The sequence below is a fragment of the Synechococcus sp. N26 genome (assembly GCF_900473975.1).
In the GTDB taxonomy this organism is placed as follows: domain Bacteria; phylum Cyanobacteriota; class Cyanobacteriia; order PCC-6307; family Cyanobiaceae; genus Parasynechococcus.
This window is the reverse complement of sequence record NZ_UCNM01000002.1, coordinates 548,953-564,340: the sequence shown is the minus strand read 5'-3', so window position 1 is coordinate 564,340 and position 15,388 is coordinate 548,953. Positions and strand designations below refer to the sequence as shown.

Annotated in this window: 21 protein-coding genes, 2 tRNA genes and 1 pseudogene; 13 read left to right on the top strand and 11 right to left on the bottom strand. The window is 61.0% G+C overall.

The window, feature by feature from the left end; translation table 11 throughout:
• Both DXY33_RS02855 and aroC read left to right on the top strand, forming a co-directional pair.
• The coding region (locus tag DXY33_RS02855; RefSeq protein WP_136975418.1) for a cupin domain-containing protein at positions 1-333 on the top strand (333 nt) is incomplete at its 5' end.
• A 39-nt stretch (positions 334-372) separates the two neighbouring features.
• Positions 373-1,467: a chorismate synthase gene (gene aroC / locus DXY33_RS02850; protein WP_115131678.1), complete on the top strand. Its 1,095-nt coding sequence runs from the start codon at positions 373-375 to the stop codon at positions 1,465-1,467.
• Positions 1,468-1,486: 19 nt separating this feature from the next.
• On the opposite strand, the gene DXY33_RS02845 is transcribed toward aroC, so the two are convergent.
• The 5 genes from DXY33_RS02845 to DXY33_RS02825 all read right to left on the bottom strand — a co-directional run bounded on the left by DXY33_RS02845 (position 1,487) and on the right by DXY33_RS02825 (position 6,681).
• Positions 1,487-1,948: a hypothetical protein gene (locus DXY33_RS02845; protein WP_115131633.1), complete on the bottom strand. Its 462-nt coding sequence runs from the start codon at positions 1,946-1,948 to the stop codon at positions 1,487-1,489.
• 62 nt (positions 1,949-2,010) lie between these two features.
• Positions 2,011-2,706, bottom strand: a complete 696-nt coding sequence (locus DXY33_RS02840; RefSeq protein ID WP_115131632.1) for a bifunctional 4-hydroxy-2-oxoglutarate aldolase/2-dehydro-3-deoxy-phosphogluconate aldolase — start codon at positions 2,704-2,706, stop codon at positions 2,011-2,013.
• Positions 2,678-4,528 carry an ATP-dependent zinc metalloprotease FtsH gene (gene ftsH, locus DXY33_RS02835; RefSeq protein WP_006851961.1) on the bottom strand — a complete coding sequence of 617 codons (1,851 nt, stop codon included), beginning with the start codon at positions 4,526-4,528 and terminating at the stop codon, positions 2,678-2,680. Before ftsH ends, DXY33_RS02840 begins: the two co-directional genes overlap by 29 nt.
• Before the next feature lie 44 nt (positions 4,529-4,572).
• On the bottom strand, positions 4,573-5,745 hold the full coding sequence (gene sat, locus DXY33_RS02830) for a sulfate adenylyltransferase (RefSeq protein ID WP_115009528.1): 1,173 nt from the start codon (positions 5,743-5,745) through the stop codon (positions 4,573-4,575).
• Between the two features lie 105 nt (positions 5,746-5,850).
• Complete coding sequence (locus DXY33_RS02825) at positions 5,851-6,681, bottom strand: photosystem II manganese-stabilizing polypeptide (protein WP_115131631.1); 831 nt, start codon at positions 6,679-6,681, stop codon at positions 5,851-5,853.
• Positions 6,682-6,801: 120 nt separating this feature from the next.
• On the opposite strand from DXY33_RS02825, the gene DXY33_RS02820 reads away from it, so the two are divergent.
• Positions 6,802-7,107, top strand: coding sequence for a hypothetical protein (locus DXY33_RS02820; protein WP_115131630.1), 306 nt, complete (start codon positions 6,802-6,804; stop codon positions 7,105-7,107).
• Here the strand turns inward: DXY33_RS02820 and coaBC are convergent.
• Together coaBC and DXY33_RS02810 are read right to left on the bottom strand one after the other, a co-directional pair.
• A complete protein-coding gene (gene coaBC / locus DXY33_RS02815; RefSeq protein ID WP_115131629.1) occupies positions 7,080-8,366 on the bottom strand; it encodes a bifunctional phosphopantothenoylcysteine decarboxylase/phosphopantothenate--cysteine ligase CoaBC in 1,287 nt (428 codons plus the stop codon). The two genes, DXY33_RS02820 and coaBC, sit on opposite strands and share 28 nt — an antisense overlap.
• Positions 8,356-8,556 carry a DUF2555 domain-containing protein gene (locus DXY33_RS02810; protein ID WP_025362051.1) on the bottom strand — a complete coding sequence of 67 codons (201 nt, stop codon included), beginning with the start codon at positions 8,554-8,556 and terminating at the stop codon, positions 8,356-8,358. The genes coaBC and DXY33_RS02810 overlap by 11 nt, the downstream gene beginning before the upstream one ends.
• A 66-nt stretch (positions 8,557-8,622) precedes the next feature.
• Between DXY33_RS02810 and DXY33_RS02805 the strand changes: the two genes are divergently transcribed.
• The 5 genes and pseudogenes from DXY33_RS02805 to DXY33_RS02790 all read left to right on the top strand — a co-directional run.
• Positions 8,623-8,695: transfer RNA gene (locus tag DXY33_RS02805), tRNA-Ala, on the top strand.
• Between the two features lie 8 nt (positions 8,696-8,703).
• The gene (locus DXY33_RS12160) at positions 8,704-8,841 is read left to right on the top strand and encodes a hypothetical protein (protein WP_170950906.1); all 138 of its coding nucleotides are present in this window, start codon (positions 8,704-8,706) and stop codon (positions 8,839-8,841) included.
• Positions 8,842-8,883: 42 nt separating this feature from the next.
• Positions 8,884-9,084: a hypothetical protein gene (locus DXY33_RS02800; RefSeq protein WP_007099795.1), complete on the top strand. Its 201-nt coding sequence runs from the start codon at positions 8,884-8,886 to the stop codon at positions 9,082-9,084.
• 224 nt (positions 9,085-9,308) lie between these two features.
• Positions 9,309-9,641, top strand: a complete 333-nt coding sequence (locus tag DXY33_RS02795; RefSeq protein WP_115131628.1) for a DUF565 domain-containing protein — start codon at positions 9,309-9,311, stop codon at positions 9,639-9,641.
• A 72-nt stretch (positions 9,642-9,713) separates the two neighbouring features.
• A pseudogene (locus tag DXY33_RS02790) lies at positions 9,714-9,959 on the top strand (NAD(P)/FAD-dependent oxidoreductase); the annotation flags it as partial.
• On the opposite strand, the gene DXY33_RS02785 reads toward DXY33_RS02790, so the two are convergent.
• Both DXY33_RS02785 and DXY33_RS02780 read right to left on the bottom strand, forming a co-directional pair.
• Entirely contained in the window at positions 9,899-10,948 is a 1,050-nt protein-coding gene (locus DXY33_RS02785) for an aspartate carbamoyltransferase catalytic subunit (protein WP_115131627.1), read from the bottom strand. The pseudogene DXY33_RS02790 and the gene DXY33_RS02785 overlap by 61 nt on opposite strands.
• Positions 10,945-11,586 (bottom strand): DNA-3-methyladenine glycosylase, encoded by a 642-nt coding sequence (locus DXY33_RS02780; RefSeq protein ID WP_115131626.1) that lies wholly within the window; start codon positions 11,584-11,586, stop codon positions 10,945-10,947. The genes DXY33_RS02785 and DXY33_RS02780 overlap by 4 nt, the downstream gene beginning before the upstream one ends.
• A 28-nt stretch (positions 11,587-11,614) precedes the next feature.
• Here DXY33_RS02780 and DXY33_RS02775 point away from each other — a divergent pair, with 28 nt between their 5' ends.
• From DXY33_RS02775 to gatC, 4 genes are read left to right on the top strand one after another with little or no spacing between them, the layout of a single operon-like run.
• Positions 11,615-12,373, top strand: a complete 759-nt coding sequence (locus DXY33_RS02775) for a queuosine precursor transporter (protein WP_170950918.1) — start codon at positions 11,615-11,617, stop codon at positions 12,371-12,373.
• 14 nt (positions 12,374-12,387) lie between these two features.
• Positions 12,388-12,531 carry a hypothetical protein gene (locus DXY33_RS12155; RefSeq protein ID WP_170950905.1) on the top strand — a complete coding sequence of 48 codons (144 nt, stop codon included), beginning with the start codon at positions 12,388-12,390 and terminating at the stop codon, positions 12,529-12,531.
• Positions 12,532-12,574: 43 nt separating this feature from the next.
• A complete protein-coding gene (locus DXY33_RS02770) occupies positions 12,575-13,363 on the top strand; it encodes a creatininase family protein (RefSeq protein WP_115081579.1) in 789 nt (262 codons plus the stop codon).
• Positions 13,360-13,653, top strand: coding sequence for an Asp-tRNA(Asn)/Glu-tRNA(Gln) amidotransferase subunit GatC (gene gatC / locus DXY33_RS02765; protein WP_115131625.1), 294 nt, complete (start codon positions 13,360-13,362; stop codon positions 13,651-13,653). Before DXY33_RS02770 ends, gatC begins: the two co-directional genes overlap by 4 nt.
• Positions 13,654-13,660: 7 nt before the next feature.
• On the opposite strand, the gene crtR is transcribed toward gatC, so the two are convergent.
• Positions 13,661-14,692, bottom strand: a complete 1,032-nt coding sequence (gene crtR, locus DXY33_RS02760; RefSeq protein WP_115131624.1) for a beta-carotene hydroxylase — start codon at positions 14,690-14,692, stop codon at positions 13,661-13,663.
• 54 nt (positions 14,693-14,746) lie between these two features.
• A tRNA-Leu gene (locus tag DXY33_RS02755) sits at positions 14,747-14,828 on the bottom strand.
• A 54-nt stretch (positions 14,829-14,882) separates the two neighbouring features.
• Between DXY33_RS02755 and DXY33_RS02750 the strand changes: the two genes are divergently transcribed.
• Positions 14,883-15,377 (top strand): Ycf66 family protein, encoded by a 495-nt coding sequence (locus DXY33_RS02750; RefSeq protein ID WP_115131623.1) that lies wholly within the window; start codon positions 14,883-14,885, stop codon positions 15,375-15,377.
• Positions 15,378-15,388: the final 11 nt, after the last annotated feature.

The following is a 15,388-nucleotide window of genomic DNA, read 5'->3' as shown; positions in this document are numbered from 1 at the left end:
TTGACGGCCATTCTGTTCTTGCTGCCCGCCGGTGCCGTCAGTTGCTGGCATCGGGTGATCGGTGGAGACGAAGTCTGGACCCACATTGATGGGGCGACACTGGAGCTCTTTCAATGCCAAGGCGATGGCACAGGGCTGAAACGTGATGCTTTGCATGCGTCCAACCCCATACAGGTGGTTCCCGCCAACACCTGGCAGGCGGCGCGGAGTCTTGGTGACTACTCATTGATGAGCTGTTGTGTGGGGCCGGGGTTTGACTTCTGCGATTTCGAGATGGCCCGGCAGCATCCCGCGACAGAACGTCCGAAATTGCCCCATCCGGAGTTGATCTGAACCGATGGCTTCGTAGCCTCACCGCATCGATCAATGGCCATGGGCAGCAGCTTCGGCGACATCTTCCGGATCAGCACCTTCGGTGAGTCCCACGGGGGAGGGGTAGGTGTCATCGTTGAGGGCTGTCCACCACGGCTCAACCTCAGCGTCGAGTCGATTCAGGCCGAACTGGACCGACGCAAGCCAGGCCAAAGCCACATCACCACACCGCGCAAGGAAGCGGACCAGGTGGAAATTCTCAGTGGCCTGCTGGATGGCGAAACCACGCTTGGCACCCCGATTGCCATGGTCGTGCGGAACAAGGACCAACGGCCCGGGGATTACAAAGACATGGCGGTCGCTTTTCGGCCCTCCCATGCCGATGCCACTTACCAGGCGAAGTATGGAATCCAGGCCCGCAGCGGTGGCGGACGTGCATCAGCGCGGGAAACCATCGGCCGTGTCGCTGCAGGTGCGATCGCCAAACAACTGCTGAAACAAGCAGCAGGAACTGAAATCCTGGCCTGGGTGAAGCGGATCCACACCATCGAAGCCTCCGGCATCGACCCACAGCAGGTTCAGCTGAGTGATGTGGAGGCCAACATTGTTCGGTGCCCCGAGCCAGCGATCGCCGAGCGGATGATTGAGCGCATCGAAGCCATTGGCCGCGAGGGTGATTCCTGCGGCGGGGTAATCGAATGCGTGGTGCGCCATCCCGCCATTGGTCTGGGCATGCCAGTGTTCGACAAACTCGAAGCCGACCTCGCCAAAGCTGTGATGTCGTTGCCGGCCACCAAAGGATTTGAAATTGGGTCTGGTTTCGATGGAACGCTGTTGAAAGGCAGCGAGCACAACGACGCCTTTGTGCCGACCGACGATGGACGGCTGAAGACCGCCACCAACAACTCCGGGGGCATCCAGGGAGGGATCAGCAATGGTGAGCCGATTGTGATCCGAGTGGCCTTCAAGCCAACGGCCACGATCCGCAAAGAGCAGCAGACCATCGATTCCGATGGCAAGGCCACAACACTCGCTGGGAAAGGACGGCACGACCCCTGCGTTCTGCCGCGGGCCGTACCGATGGTGGAAGCGATGGTGGCACTCGTTCTGGCTGATCACCTGCTGAGGCAGCAGGGGCAATGCAGCCTTTGGTGAGCACCACCCTTGAATCAGTTCAGACGGAACTCACCGCTGAGCTAGAGCTCACCGCCGCTGCGGCCGTTTTCGTCTTTGCCGCGCTGCGGGTCCGGGTGCGGCGGGCGGGCTTTTTGCTGGCCTGAGCCTTGGCTGAGGCTGGTTTCTTGGCAGCCAACGTTTTCTTCACCGTCCGGCGTGCACGACCGGTTGTCCCACGGCTGCGATGACTCAACACCAGGGCCCACTCCTCATCACTGAGGGTGGATGGCTTGCTGCCATGGGCATAGGAGAGCTTGGCCGCCTTTTCAATGTCCTTGATCAGGTTCGTCCAGGAGGTGGCAAAACGCTTGTCAGACTGCGATTTTGCTCCGCTCTCCACCAGGGTCTCCACGACTCCAGCAGCCGAAACCTTCTTGCGCCGACGATTGAAAATCTCCTTCTGAAGCTGAGCGATCAGGGCATCGGCCTTGTCGCTGAGCTTGATCGTGAGCTGCGACATGACGCAGTTGGATAGCTATCTCATCTGTAGCATTTTGGACGCATGTCGACCAGCCGTTGGCGTCAACGCTGGCTTGTCGATTGACGCAACCAGTCGAGAAGTGCCTGGAAGGCAGGCGGCGATCCCACCACTCTGCGGCCCAGAGCCACAGCGCCATGCCCAGCCTCCAGCCATACGGGGAGGTCGCTTACCTCGAGACCACCAGCGGCAATCACGAAGGGCAGGGGGCCAAGGGGCGCCTGCAAGTGGCTCCAATAACCAGGCCCCAGATTGGCAGCGGGAAACAGCTTGACGACACGACAGCCGAACCGCATGGCCTGGTGAACCTCCGTGGGGCTGAAGACCCCAGGCACCAGCAAGACACCAAGCTCTCTGGCCTGCTCCAAGAGCTCAGGGCACCAGCACGGTGCCATGGCGTAGCTGAGATCAAGCCGCGATAGATCGTTGAGCGCCTTGGAGACCGTCACCGAAGCAGCCCCCAGATTCAGACCAGGGCAATGGTCTTGCACCCGTTGCATGAACCCCATCCAGCCTGGCTGGTCAACCCAGGCCACTTCAAGATGTCGAAGTCCTGCGGCGTGAAGCTGCTTCACCTGGTCCAACAAACCAGAGCCTGAAGCCGCGAGGTCGTCGGGCTCTGGCCGAATCACCAACAAAAGAGGCTGATGCTGCAGGGATGCCACCAAGAGCTCCTGCCGCACCAGCCAAGGGTTGGAAGACGAATCGAAATCAGACGTATTCGGCGACCCGGACGTCACGTTTAATCAGCAGCTCCTGAAGCTCTTCAGCATCAACAGTCTCCTGCTCAACGAGCATCTCAGCCAATTCATCCAGAACGGCACGGTTGTCGACCAGAACCTTGGTGGCGCGCTTGTAGGCCACATCAACCAGCTCAGAGACCTCTTTATCGATCATGGCGGCGGTTTCCTCAGAGAAGTCACGCTCCGCAGCGATGTCGCGGCCAAGGAACATGCCACCCTGCGCGCGCCCCAAGGCAACAGGACCCAGCTCATCGCTCATGCCGAAGCGGGTGATCATTTGACGCGCAGTGGACGCAACCTGCTGAAGGTCGTTGGATGCACCAGTGGTGACCTCATCTTCGCCATAGACGATCTCTTCAGCCACCCGACCGCCAAGGGCAACAGCCATCTGGTTCTGCAGGTAGGCCCGGGAATAGAGACCTGATTCCATTCGCTCTTCACTGGGGGTGAAGAAGGTCAGACCGCCAGCATTACCGCGGGGAATGATCGAGATCTTCTGAACCGGGTCATAGTCCGGCATCAGAGCGCCCACAAGGGCATGACCAGCCTCGTGATAGGCCACCAGGCGAGCGCGGCGCTCGCTCATCACACGGTCCTTCTTCTCCGGGCCCGCCATCACCCGTTCAATGGCATCGCTGATCTCGTCGTTGCTCACTTCGGTGAGCTCGCGACGGGCCGCAAGGATGGCGGCTTCGTTGAGAAGGTTGGCGAGATCGGCACCGGTGTAACCAGGTGTCCGGCGTGCAACCTTGTCGAGATCGACGTCCTTGGCGAGGGTCTTGCCGCGAGCGTGAACGCCAAGAATTTGTAGACGTCCGGAATAGTCAGGCCGATCAACGGTGACCTGACGATCGAAACGTCCGGGGCGCATCAGAGCGGCATCGAGCACGTCCGGGCGGTTGGTGGCCGCCACGATGATGATCCCGGTGTTGCCCTCGAAACCATCCATCTCCGTCAGGAGCTGGTTCAGCGTTTGCTCACGCTCGTCGTTACCACCGCCGAGGCCTGCACCCCGCTGACGGCCAACGGCATCGATCTCGTCGATGAAGACGATGCAAGGAGCGTTTTTCTTGGCTTGCTCGAAGAGGTCGCGAACGCGGCTGGCACCAACGCCAACAAACATCTCAACGAACTCAGAACCAGAGATCGAGAAGAAGGGAACACCTGCTTCACCAGCCACAGCCTTGGCGAGAAGGGTCTTACCGGTGCCAGGAGGCCCCACAAGCAGAACACCCTTGGGGATCTTGGCGCCAACGGCCGTGAAGCGATCGGGGTTCTTGAGGAAGTCGACCACCTCGGTCAGCTCAAGCTTCGCCCCTTCAATACCGGCCACATCGGTGAAGGTCACCTGGGTGGAGGGCTCCATCTGAACCCGCGCTTTGCTCTTGCCGAACTGCATGGCTGGGTTGCCGCCACCTCCACCCTGGGCGCGCCGGAAGAGGAAGAACAGACCACCAAGCAGCAGCAGAGGGAAGATCAGACTCCCAGCAGCCTGCTGCCAGCCAGGGGTCTGACGGGAGGGCTGCACGGCGATGTCAACGCTGTGTTCGGTCAGCAAACCGAGCAGCTCACGATCTGGGGCCAGGTTGACCTGGGCACGACGGCCGTCGTTTTCAACCACCTGGGCGGTGCCTTGATCAGGAGAAATCAGCACACGGCTGATTTGGTCATCCTTCACCGCCTCAACGAACTCGCTGTAGCGGATGGTGTTCACCTGGGGCTGGCTGCCACCGCCGCCACCAAAGAACGCTGGTGCAATCACAACGATCGCCAGAACCAACAGGGCCCCGAGACCGATATTTCGCCAACGCTTGTTCACAGGTCGCCTCGTAGATGAAGGAATGTTAAACGGGTTCTCAGTCTTCAGGCGGCGCGGAGCACCTCAACCACGCTCTTGAAGGCGAACCACTCGGGAATCTCCTCACCACCGCGCAGCATCTTGCGGAACTGGGTGCCGCTCAGCTTCTTCACGTGCAGGCCACGCGCTTCAGCATGCTCGGCCGTCACATAGCCCTCTTCCTGGGTGTAAACGAGGTTCAGGGAGGGAACGGTTTCCATCGTGAGCTCGGGGGCACACTCCTTCGCGAAGTTCTGAGCGTCGTAAGGGCCATAGAAATCGTCACCGGTGAGAGACGATTTGCAGCCGGCCATATCCCGGCCAATGATGAAGTGGGTGCATCCGTAGTTGCGGCGGATGATCATGTGCTGCAGCGCTTCACGCGGACCGGCCATGTGCATGGCGTAGGGCAAGTAGGCCCAGCGAATGCTGTCGTTGTTCACTTCGGCCGCCAGACGTTCATAGGTCTGGAAGCGAACGGCACCAGGGATGTCGTCCTGCTGAGTGGGACCGCAGGTGGGATGAACGAGCACCACAGCGTTGTCACTGACGTTCTGTGCATGCAGGGCACGGGTGAACAGTTCGTAGTGAGCGCGGTGAATGGGGTTACGGCACTGGAACGCCACCACGTCCTCACCTTCGGGCAGGCCTGCACGCACCTCAGCAGGGGTCTTGCAGGGGAACACCCGCTCGGGCAGAGCAAGACCCTGGAGGCTTCCACCCAGATAGAAGCGCTTGCGCTCCATCGTGATCATCCGAACCGCAGGGTGCTCAATGGAGGTGGTGCCGTAGCAGCCCTTGGCTTCAGCCACTTTGTTGGGTTCCCACTTGTCCTCCACCTCGAGGACGGCGAGGTCCTGACCCTTGTAGGTGAGCAGCAGCTTGTCGCCCACCACCACGTCATCGCGGTCGGTGTCCATCACGATCGGCAGGCCGAACAGCTGGCCAGCAGCCAGACGATGCCCACTGACCACGGCGTCGTAGTCCTCCTGGTGCATGAAGCCACGCAGGGGAGAGAAGCCACCAACACACAGCAGCTCCACATCACAGGCGTTGCGATCGGAACACTCGATCGTTTTGGTCGCCGTGGCTTTCACAGCGGCACGATCCGCCTCAGCCACCATCAGATCAACCAGCGTTCCGCCGTAGGGAGCAATCACACCGGATCGCTGGGCAGGAGCTGAAGCACTGGCGGTCATGGCTGCATGGAAAGATCGGGCGATTCTCCCAGATCGCCGGAGGATTGCAATGCGCCACAAAAAAGGGGGCCTAAGCCCCCTTGCAACCTGTTTTGATGACTTGGATCAGGCCTCTTCAAGACGGCCGTAGAGATCGCCAGTGATCTTGATGTCGATCACTTCACGACCACCCATGTCGGAGTCGGAGGGCTGGATGGCGCTGAACACACCAGCGAATTCTCCGGTTTCAGGATCAACCTTGGTGATGGAGAGGCTCATGGTTCCCACACCATCGATGTAGCGCTTGTTGTTGTCCTTCTCGAGCTGCTCGTCATCACCACCAAGTGCCACAAGACCCTGGGCGTACTGAACACCAGTCGTCAGAGCCCGACCCTTGGGATCAATGAAGTTGCTGGTGCGGTAGCTGGGGGTGCGATAGGTGCCTTCAAAGTCAGTGCTGGTGGTCAGAGCCGAGCCATCAGCAGTGGCATTGAGGGACTTGCTGGAGAACGTGAAGGGGAACTCTTCGCCACCGGGCACCAGAACGGTGATCGGCTGGAAGTCGATGCCACCTTTCTCCTGGAATTGCAGGCCTGATTCCGTCACCTTGAGATCGCCAAAAACGGAGTCGAGGCTGGAGGTGTAACGGGTGAGGATCTTGCCCTCAACAAACTCGGCTTGCTGACGAATGTTCTTGGGCTCCTCCTTGGCATAGACCTGCACGGGGTGCATGCAGATCTCACGCAGCTCGTAGCTGCCACCGGCCGTCAGAGGAATCGAGCCCCGGGCTGAATCCCCGATCGTGGGGCAATCGTTGGCTTTGCCGGTGTTGTGGATGTCGTCGTAGGTGACGTTGGATCCACCACGCTGAACTACATCACTGTCGCCACTGCAGGCCGTGGTGAAGAACGCGAGGCAGAGCGCCAGCACGACGGCCAGCAGAGGACGAATGCGCATGGAAGGAGCCGATCGGCTGAACGCTAATGGGGACGGAATGCCGTCAGATCTGGATCTTACAGGGCGAAAAATGACGTCAGGGCTAGCCTTTTGCAGCTCTCAACAACTTGTCGAAAGCGCGTGACATCCAACGATCCCGATTCGACCCAGGCACGGATGGCTCCGGCGATGGCCGCCCTAGGCGAGCTGGCAGAGGAGTTGAGGGGAAATCCCGAAGCACTGCTCACCCTGCTGCGTGAGCTGGAGGCCCTGCATCGCGACGTTCAGGACGGTCCGTTTCGTCAAAGCCTTCCAGAAAACCGCCAGAAATTGTTCACACTTCTGCAGGGAATGGAGAAGAACGGAGGCTGGCCCTACATCCCTCGTCTTCAGCTGCGCACCTTCATCGACCTGCTCGGTCAGGACTCCACCGACGCCGCGGCCTGATCCCGAGCCTCAACCAGAGCATCAAGCAATTGATGGGCCAGAGAGAGCTTTGCCGTCACAGGCAGCTCCCGTCTCCAGCCATCTCCAAGCAACCAGCCTCCATTGGGTTGGTCCCCGAAACCCTGACCATCTCGGTCCACGGGATTCACCATCATCAGATCGCAGCCCTTCGCCAGCCGCTTGCTTTCAGCCCGCTCAAGCAAATGGGCATCGCTGCCTGTGAGCGCTGAGAAGCCGAGAACCAACTGTCCGGGGCAGCGTTGGCGGGTCAGATTCGACAGCAAATCAGGCACTTCTGCCCAACCGGAGACAAGAGCCTGCTGAAGATCCTGCTTGGCCAGTTTGTTTGAGGGAGCGGCATCGCGCCGCAGGTCAGCGACGGCAGCAGCCATGACGAGCACATCGGCTCCGGGCTGAGCCAACTGCAGAGCTGAACCGAGTTCGGCGGCACTCTCCACCGCAGTGCACTCCAGGCCTTCAAGCCAGGCGTCGGGGAGATCCAATGGACCATGCACCAGATGAACGGTGGCACCCCGGAAGCGTGCCGCCTGCGCCAGCAACACACCCATGCGGCCGCTGCTGCGGTTGCTCAGGAAACGGGCCGGATCAATCGACTCTTGCGTCGGTCCAGCCGAAACAAGAACGGTCATCCCCGAGCAATCAAGGGTCACGTCAGGAATTCCCGAACCGCGGCTGAATACAGACGAAGCCGCCAACTCAATCAACAGCGGATCGGCCATGCGCCCATCGCCGACGCGATCACAGGCCAAGAGACCGGACGCCGGCACGAGGGGGATCACCCCAGGGAAGGATTGAACCTGCTGCCAGTTGCGTTGCACCGCAGGGTGACGCCACATGGCCGTATTCATCGCCGGAGCCGCGATGACAGGAGCTTCCATGGCCAGCAGAACACTGGCGAGCAGACCGTCGGCTGAACCCTGGCTCCAGCGGGACAGGCTGCTGGCACTCAGGGGCGCAACGATGGCCAACTCCGCCCACTCCGCCAACTCGATGTGCAACGGCCTGGATGAGGCGGAGTCCCACTGGTCGGCCTCGAGATAGCAGCGATGGCGACTGAGGCTGGCGAGCGCCACGGGACTCACCAAGGCAGCACCACTGGTGGTCACAAGACAGCGCACCTCAGCGCCGGCCTTAATCAGCGCGCTGACGAGCAAGGGCGTCTTAACAGCAGCAATGCTGCCGCTGACGGCCACTAGAACACGCCGCCCGCACAGTGGCGACGCCTGCTCAGTCTTCATCAAAAGGCTCTTGGTCCACCAAATGGTGGTACGGAAGGATCAGTTCGGGCCGGTGAATGGCCAGCGCCCGAAGCAGGTGCCAATCCGAAAGGCTGTCGAAAGGAGAGGGGTAATCGTCCTCTTCAAGCCGGCGGGCGAGTTCGGCCGTCGAGGCCTCGTCAAAAGCTTCGAGCCGTTCCTGCGTAAGCATCGAGCCGTCCTCAGACCCCATTCATGGCAGTTTGACGCAGGCCGTGCCAGCTAGCGTTGGCTGACCGGGGAATTAGCTCAGTTGGTAGAGCGCTGCGATCGCACCGCAGAGGTCAGGGGTTCGAATCCCCTATTCTCCACTGCGCTTTTGCAGCGTCGCCTGCCACTTATTGGCCTGTTTGTCCTGGTGGTGTTCAGCACCGTGGCACGACCTTCAGCCCTGCTCACCTTCACACTCCTGGCTGCAGCCGGTGCGATAAGTCGCGCCCCATCACGCCGCACCTGACCCCCCATGAGGTAAAAGGGGTGTTGAACTCCCCCGTAGCCGATGTCGCAATCGAAGCGCGAGCAGGTCGTGAGCCACCTGCGCTACATCCGCCAAGAGCTGCGCGAGATGCACCAAGGAGTCATGGAAGACGGCCTTCTTCCCGAAGCGGGCGAAGTTCGGGGTGTGATGGCACAAATGGAAGCTCTGCTGGAGCTTCTCGAAGGCAAAGGGTCTAGAAAAGCGAAGGCTGAGTCCAAATAACTTTCAGCGCAAGCCGTTGTCAAAGCCCTCAGCTCTGGCGTTGCTGCGCCAATCCCCATCACCTGGCCCGGGCTTGCCCCGGGTTTTTTATTGAAATCTCCTATCCGTAGTGTCTGATGCCTGCAGGTTGCCTACGGGTGGTGTAAACAGGGGCTGGCAGGGACATGGCCGGGTGATGGGGATCACTGGTTTCGACCCTGCCTCTTCCCCCTGAAACCAGTGCCGTGCAACGGCTTCAATCCACCCGGCTGCAAACCAACGTTGGAGCAGCACTTCAAAGGCTGGATCGATGGGCGCGCAATCCTTGGCGGCGGTTTTCCTTGCTGGCCCTTGCCGGACTCATTGGCTTTTTGATCGGTAGCGCCATCACATCAGTGGCAGGCGTTCTCGGGCAAATGGACCCCGTGGCTGCGCTTGTGGTGGTTCTTGGAACTGAACTCACGATCCGGCGCCGACGCAGCTCCGAACCATCACTGAAGCTGCCCCAACAGCTCCTGGACCTTGGTCGTATTGGCTTTCTCTACGGCCTCTTTCTCGAAGGGTTCAAGCTGATCTGAAGCAGAACCGTTCAAAACAGCCAACCAAAGATTGCGATTCATACCTTTCGGAAAGAATCCGATGGGATGCAAATGGCGACCCGGCAACGGGCCTCGATTCTGCTAACCGGAATGCCCAGCCAGCATCTGGCGCTTGATGCTGAGGATGCCCACTTCCCGATGGCCAGCGGCAAAGGTCCCTCCATCGCAGAACCCGATGCCGCCCTCAAGGCAGCGATGGATTATTACGCCCATCGGCTCAGTGGCCTCCCCCAAACTCAGGAGCTGCTCGACACCAAGGAGGCCTCAGTTGCGGATTCGGAAGCTGCCATCAAATAGAGCAAGGCCATCCGGGTGGGCACGCCATTCCTGACCTGCTCTTCCACAAGGCTGACGCGCGGGTCATCCAGAAGCGAGCCACTCAATTCGACGCCGCGATTGACCGGGCCGGGGTGCAGTACGGGAACGTTCTCTCCGCAGAGCTGCATGCGCTCATGGCTCAGCCCGAAGTCCCGGTGATAGCGCTCCAAGCTGGTGAGCAACTGCTGACCCATCCGTTCCTTCTGAAGCCGCAGGGTCATCACGGCATCGGCGCCCGGCAGCGCATGCTCCAGGCGCCGCACCACGCTGACCTTGCCCCGTTGCGGCACCGGATCCTTCAGCAGACCCGGGGGCGGAGCATCCACGAAGGCCGAAAACTCCTCGGGAACAAGGCTGGGAGGACCGCACAACACCACATCCGCGCCACAGGCCGTCAAAGCCCAGAGATTGGAACGGGCCACCCGCGAGTGAAGGATGTCTCCAACAATCACAATCCGGCGACCTTGCAGCGCTTCCGGCATGGGGTACTGGGGCGAGAAATGCCGGGCAAGAGTGAGCAGATCCAGCAGTCCCTGACTGGGATGACTGTGAAGTCCATCGCCGCCATTGAGCACCACGGTGCGCTCACCCATCTGCTGCAGATCCAGCGCCAGTTGCTGCGGAACACCGGTGGAACGGTGGCGCACCACCAGAACGTCGGCGCCCATGGCCACGTAGGTGCGCGCTGTGTCGAGAACGCTTTCACCTTTGCTGAGTGAGCTGCTGGAGGGTGAAAAGCTCATCACATCTGCCGACAGACGCTTGGCCGCCAACTCAAAACTGCTGCGAGTTCGGGTGCTGGGCTCGAAGAACAGCGTTGCCACCAGACGGCCCTGCAAGGCGGGCAGTTTGCGGGCACCAGTGACGGGCAGCGAACGAAACCGCTGGGCCAGCTCAAGCACCGCAGCAAAGTCTTCCCGCGAAAACGAGGCGAGATCCAGCACGTGTCGATGCGGCCAGCCACTCATGACGACGACTCCAGCGATGGCGCCCAGCACTGTGCCTTGGGTGGCATGCGATCACCCCGAGCTCGTCTGCTGACACTGCGACTGCTCCGCAGGTACCAGCGCCATAGGGTTGCAGCGCCCTGGGAAATGCCGATCCGGGTGGTTGTCACAAGATCCTGGCTGGCAAATGTGTCTGACCTTGGGGCCATCCACACGTCATGTTCGCCCGTCACCGGACGGCTGTCATCACAGCGATCAAGCCCGAAACGTCGTGCCAGCAGGCCGGGCCCTGCAGCAATCCGCTCCGGTTCATCGGGAAGTGCCACGGCACGCAGCAACACGCCGTTGGCCCAATCGGCCCGATCGGTGACCACGTTCACGCAGTGGTGGATGCCATAGCTCACATACACATAAAACCGCCCTGGCTCACCGAACAGGGTTTCGTTTTGCGGTGAACGGCGGCGGTAGCCATGACAGGCGGGATCGTCCTGGGAATAAGCCTCCGTTTCCACGATCACGCCCCAAAGCAAGCTGCCATCCTCTTGGCGTTTCACTAGCCTGCAGCCCACCAGATCGGGGCCCACGATCTGAGCCGGACGGGCAAAAAAATTGAGCGGAAGCGAAACGAAATCGATGACAGGCTGCCGGCTGGCGGCCACTCTTGTTTCAGCTTGAACGTTGCAGGCTGTGGACAGCAACCTCCAGGCACGGCGTGATGGGGTGTTTCTGGTGCTGGCGGGTTTGTTCCTCGGAACCCTCGGCATGCTCAACATCCTGGGCCTGACGCGCTTCCTGCAACTGGGCAGCATCGGCGGCTGGCCGATCGTGGTGGCCGTTGGCGCACTGCCTTACCCGATCACGTTCCTCTGCACTGATCTGATCAGCGAACTCTGGGGAGAACAGAAAGCCAATCAAGTGGTGTGGGTCGGGCTGCTGCTCAACGGCTGGGTGCTGCTGATCCTCTGGCTGGGGGGCGTTCTGCCGGGCATGAGCGGCAGCGATGACACCACCTTTCGCACCATTCAGCAGCTCAGTTTCGGTTCGGTTGGCGCCTCGATGGTGGCTTACCTGACGGCGCAGTTCGTGGACGTGCGGCTGTTCCATTTCTGGAAACAGCTCACCAAAGGCAAGGCGCTCTGGCTGCGCAACAACGGCTCCACCCTGGTGAGCCAGTTGGTGGACACCAGTGCAGTGGTGCTGATCAGCCATTACGGCGCCCATGTGCTGCCTGTGCAGCCGGAACGGTCCGTGCTGCCCCAGCTGATCAGTTTTATTGGCAGCGGGTACCTGTTCAAAGTGCTGGCGGCGTTGACCGACACGCTTCCCTTCATCTGGCTCACGGGATGGCTGCGGGAGTGGCTGGACATTCCTGAACAAGAAGGCGAACTCACAACAGAAGCCCCGTCATCGATGCATGAAGGGCGCATCCACTCCAAACTGAGATGAGTTCAGGCCAGGTGATGGACGCAGCCACCTCCAGCTTCAACCTCGGCACTGTGCTTCTCGCCAGCATCGTGCTGTTCCCCTTGGCCTGCCTGTTCTTCGGAACGCGCGGCGGCTACTACAACACCGATCAGTACGACGGCAACGGCACCGCCCACTGATCGGCGGGAGTTGAGCGATCATCGGGTCACTGGTTCAGCCTGAATGACCGCTGCAACTCCCGGTCCTGTCGACAGCACGGACGCCATTCGCCTCGCCCTGCGCAGTTGGCCTGAAGTGGAGAGCTACCTCCAAGGCTGCAAGGGGGTGATCATCCCCCTGGGATCCACCGAGCAGCACGGTCCCACGGGCGCCATCGGCACAGACGCCCTCACCGCAGAAGCGGTGGCCCTTGAGGTGGGTCGTCGCACCGGCGTTTTGGTCACCCCAGCTCAAGCCTTTGGCATGGCGGAACACCACCTTGGTTTCGCGGGAACGATGAGCCTGCAGCCAGCAACGCTTCTGGCCGTTCTGCACGACCTGGTGTTGTCCCTGGGCCGCCATGGCTTCGAACGGGTGTTCGTGATCAATGGCCATGGCGGCAACATTGCAACGGCCAAAGCCGCCTTTGCCCAGGCCCACGGCACCGCCGCCACCCGCAATCTCCCCGTTGCCCCGCAGCTGCGTTGTCGGCTGGCCAACTGGTTCATGGCCGGCCCCGTGATGCGCCAGGCGCGCGATCTGTATGGCGACAAAGAAGGCCATCACGCCACGCCCAGCGAAATCGCTGTCACCCTCGCCATGGAGCCGAGCCTGCAGAGCAAACAGCGACCGCTGCCCGACCCCGCACCAGCAGGCCCCATCCATGGACCGGACGACTTCCGGCGCCGTCACCCCGATGGACGCATGGGGTCCCACCCCTCCTTGGCCACCGCCCAGCACGGTGAGGCCTTGCTCGAGACAGCCGCCACCGCGTTGAGCGAGGATCTGCGCACGTTCCTCGGCGAGTCATGAGCCAGATTTCCAGCGACGACGTCCGCAAAGTGGCCCAGCTCGCCCGCCTTGATCTGCCCGAGGACAAGATTGCGACCTACACCGGTCAGCTCGAGTCGATCCTCGAGTACGTGGGTCAGCTCCAGCAGGTGGACACCAAAGGCGTTCCGGAAACCACGCGAGCCGTGGAGGTGACCAACGTCACCCGGGCCGATGGCGTGCAGCCGACCCCCGTTCGCGAAGACATTCTCAACCAGGCACCCCAGAGAGAGGGTGACTTCTTCCGGGTTCCGAAAATCCTGGCCGACTGAACCCGGATCAGCGGGACACCAAACGTTTGGGCTCGGTTTTGATCGCGATGCGATCAACAAAACCGAGCCAGTGGCGACGCAGCCCTCGACCTGGCATGAAGCGGGCTGCGCGCCTCATCTTTCCGCTGCGGCGCTTGTGGCTGCGCACTCCCACAAGGATGTCGTAGAGGAAGTTGTAACCATCCCGGCGGGTCTCAAAAATGCCCAACCGTTGGGGAGATCCCTTGGCGTCGAGCAGAGGCTTGGTGGCCTCATAGGCCGGTTTGTATTCGAACCAGGGAATGGATGGCCAGAGGTGATGAACCAAGTGATAGTTCTGCCCCATGATCAGCCAGTTCATCAGCCTGCCTGGGTAGATCCGGGCGTTCGTCCAGCGGTTGCGGGAGGTGAACGGCCGATGCGGGAGATAGTCGAAGAACAAACCCAGCGTCACGCCCACCATCAGGGCAGGGGCAAACCAGCAGTTGAAGATGAACGGCAGGAAGTCAAAGCGTGCCGCCGCCAGCACGATCACCACAAAAATGCTGCGCTCCAGACCCCACTGCATCAACTCCCAGCGGCGCCAGAGGCGACGTTGAAAGAAAAACCACTCGTGATAGAAAAATCTCGGAGCGATCAGCCAGAGCGGCCCGAACGTGCTGACGATGTGGTCCGGGTCGTTCTTCGGGTCATTCACATGGGCGTGATGCTCAAGATGCACCCGCGTGAACACGGGAAAGCTGAACCCGAGCAACAGCGCCGAGCCATGGCCCATGGCCTGGTTGATCCATCGATTGGGATGGGCTGCGTTGTGGCAGGCGTCATGAATCACCGTCCCTTCCAGATGCAGCGCCAGAAAGCCAGTGCACAGCAGCACCGGCAGGGGCAAGGCCGCCACAAACCAGCCCCAGATGGTCAGAGCCGCCAGGGCATAACCGCCTAGGAAGAGGCCAACGGTGGGGTTCCAGAAGGCCGGCGGGTCAACGAATTCGCGCGGAACCGAGCGATAGCCCACTCCGACCGGACGAGGCTGCTGTTGTTGAGCAGTGCTCTGATGCATCCGGAGGTCAGGCAACAAGTCTGTAACGATCCCGAACCACGGTAGGGAAAGGAATGCCCACCGGGGGACTTGAACCCCCACGACCAAAGCCACTGGTACCTAAAACCAGCGCGTCTACCAATTCCGCCAGGTGGGCAACGCCCCGACTTTAGAGATCGCACCAGAATGGGAGCAGACCGCCACACCTCGGATGCTTGCGACCCTAAGCGGCGATCTCTGCCTCCTGCTCGGCCTGGCACTCCTGTTGCTTCCCCTTCTGGCCGTTGAACTCAGTCGTCCCCGCGATGGTGCTTGGGGCGCGGTGGTCTTGCTGCTGGGTCTCGTTCTGGTCACCAGCACTGACCGTCTGCGGGGAGCACCAATGCTGGCGGTTCTCTGCGCCGGCCTGTTGATCGCACGCTTGGGATCCGAGGTCGGACAGGCCCGCTGGAACAGCCTCAGCGAAACCGAGCAGCAGCGGTTCACCTCGCTCGATCATTGGCGCACCAGCCTTCAACAACTGTTGATCACCACGGGCCGAGTGGGCGAAGGCATCAGCGGCATTGCCAAACAACTCAAACCGGCCGGGAAATCAGGAGTTACGGGCAAAAAATGGGTGCGTCCCGAGTCCCCCGAAACCACTGACGCAAGCGACACCGAATCAGCCGAAGCCGCCAAGGTCACATCTCCAGAGGGCGAAGACTGATAATCCCGAGG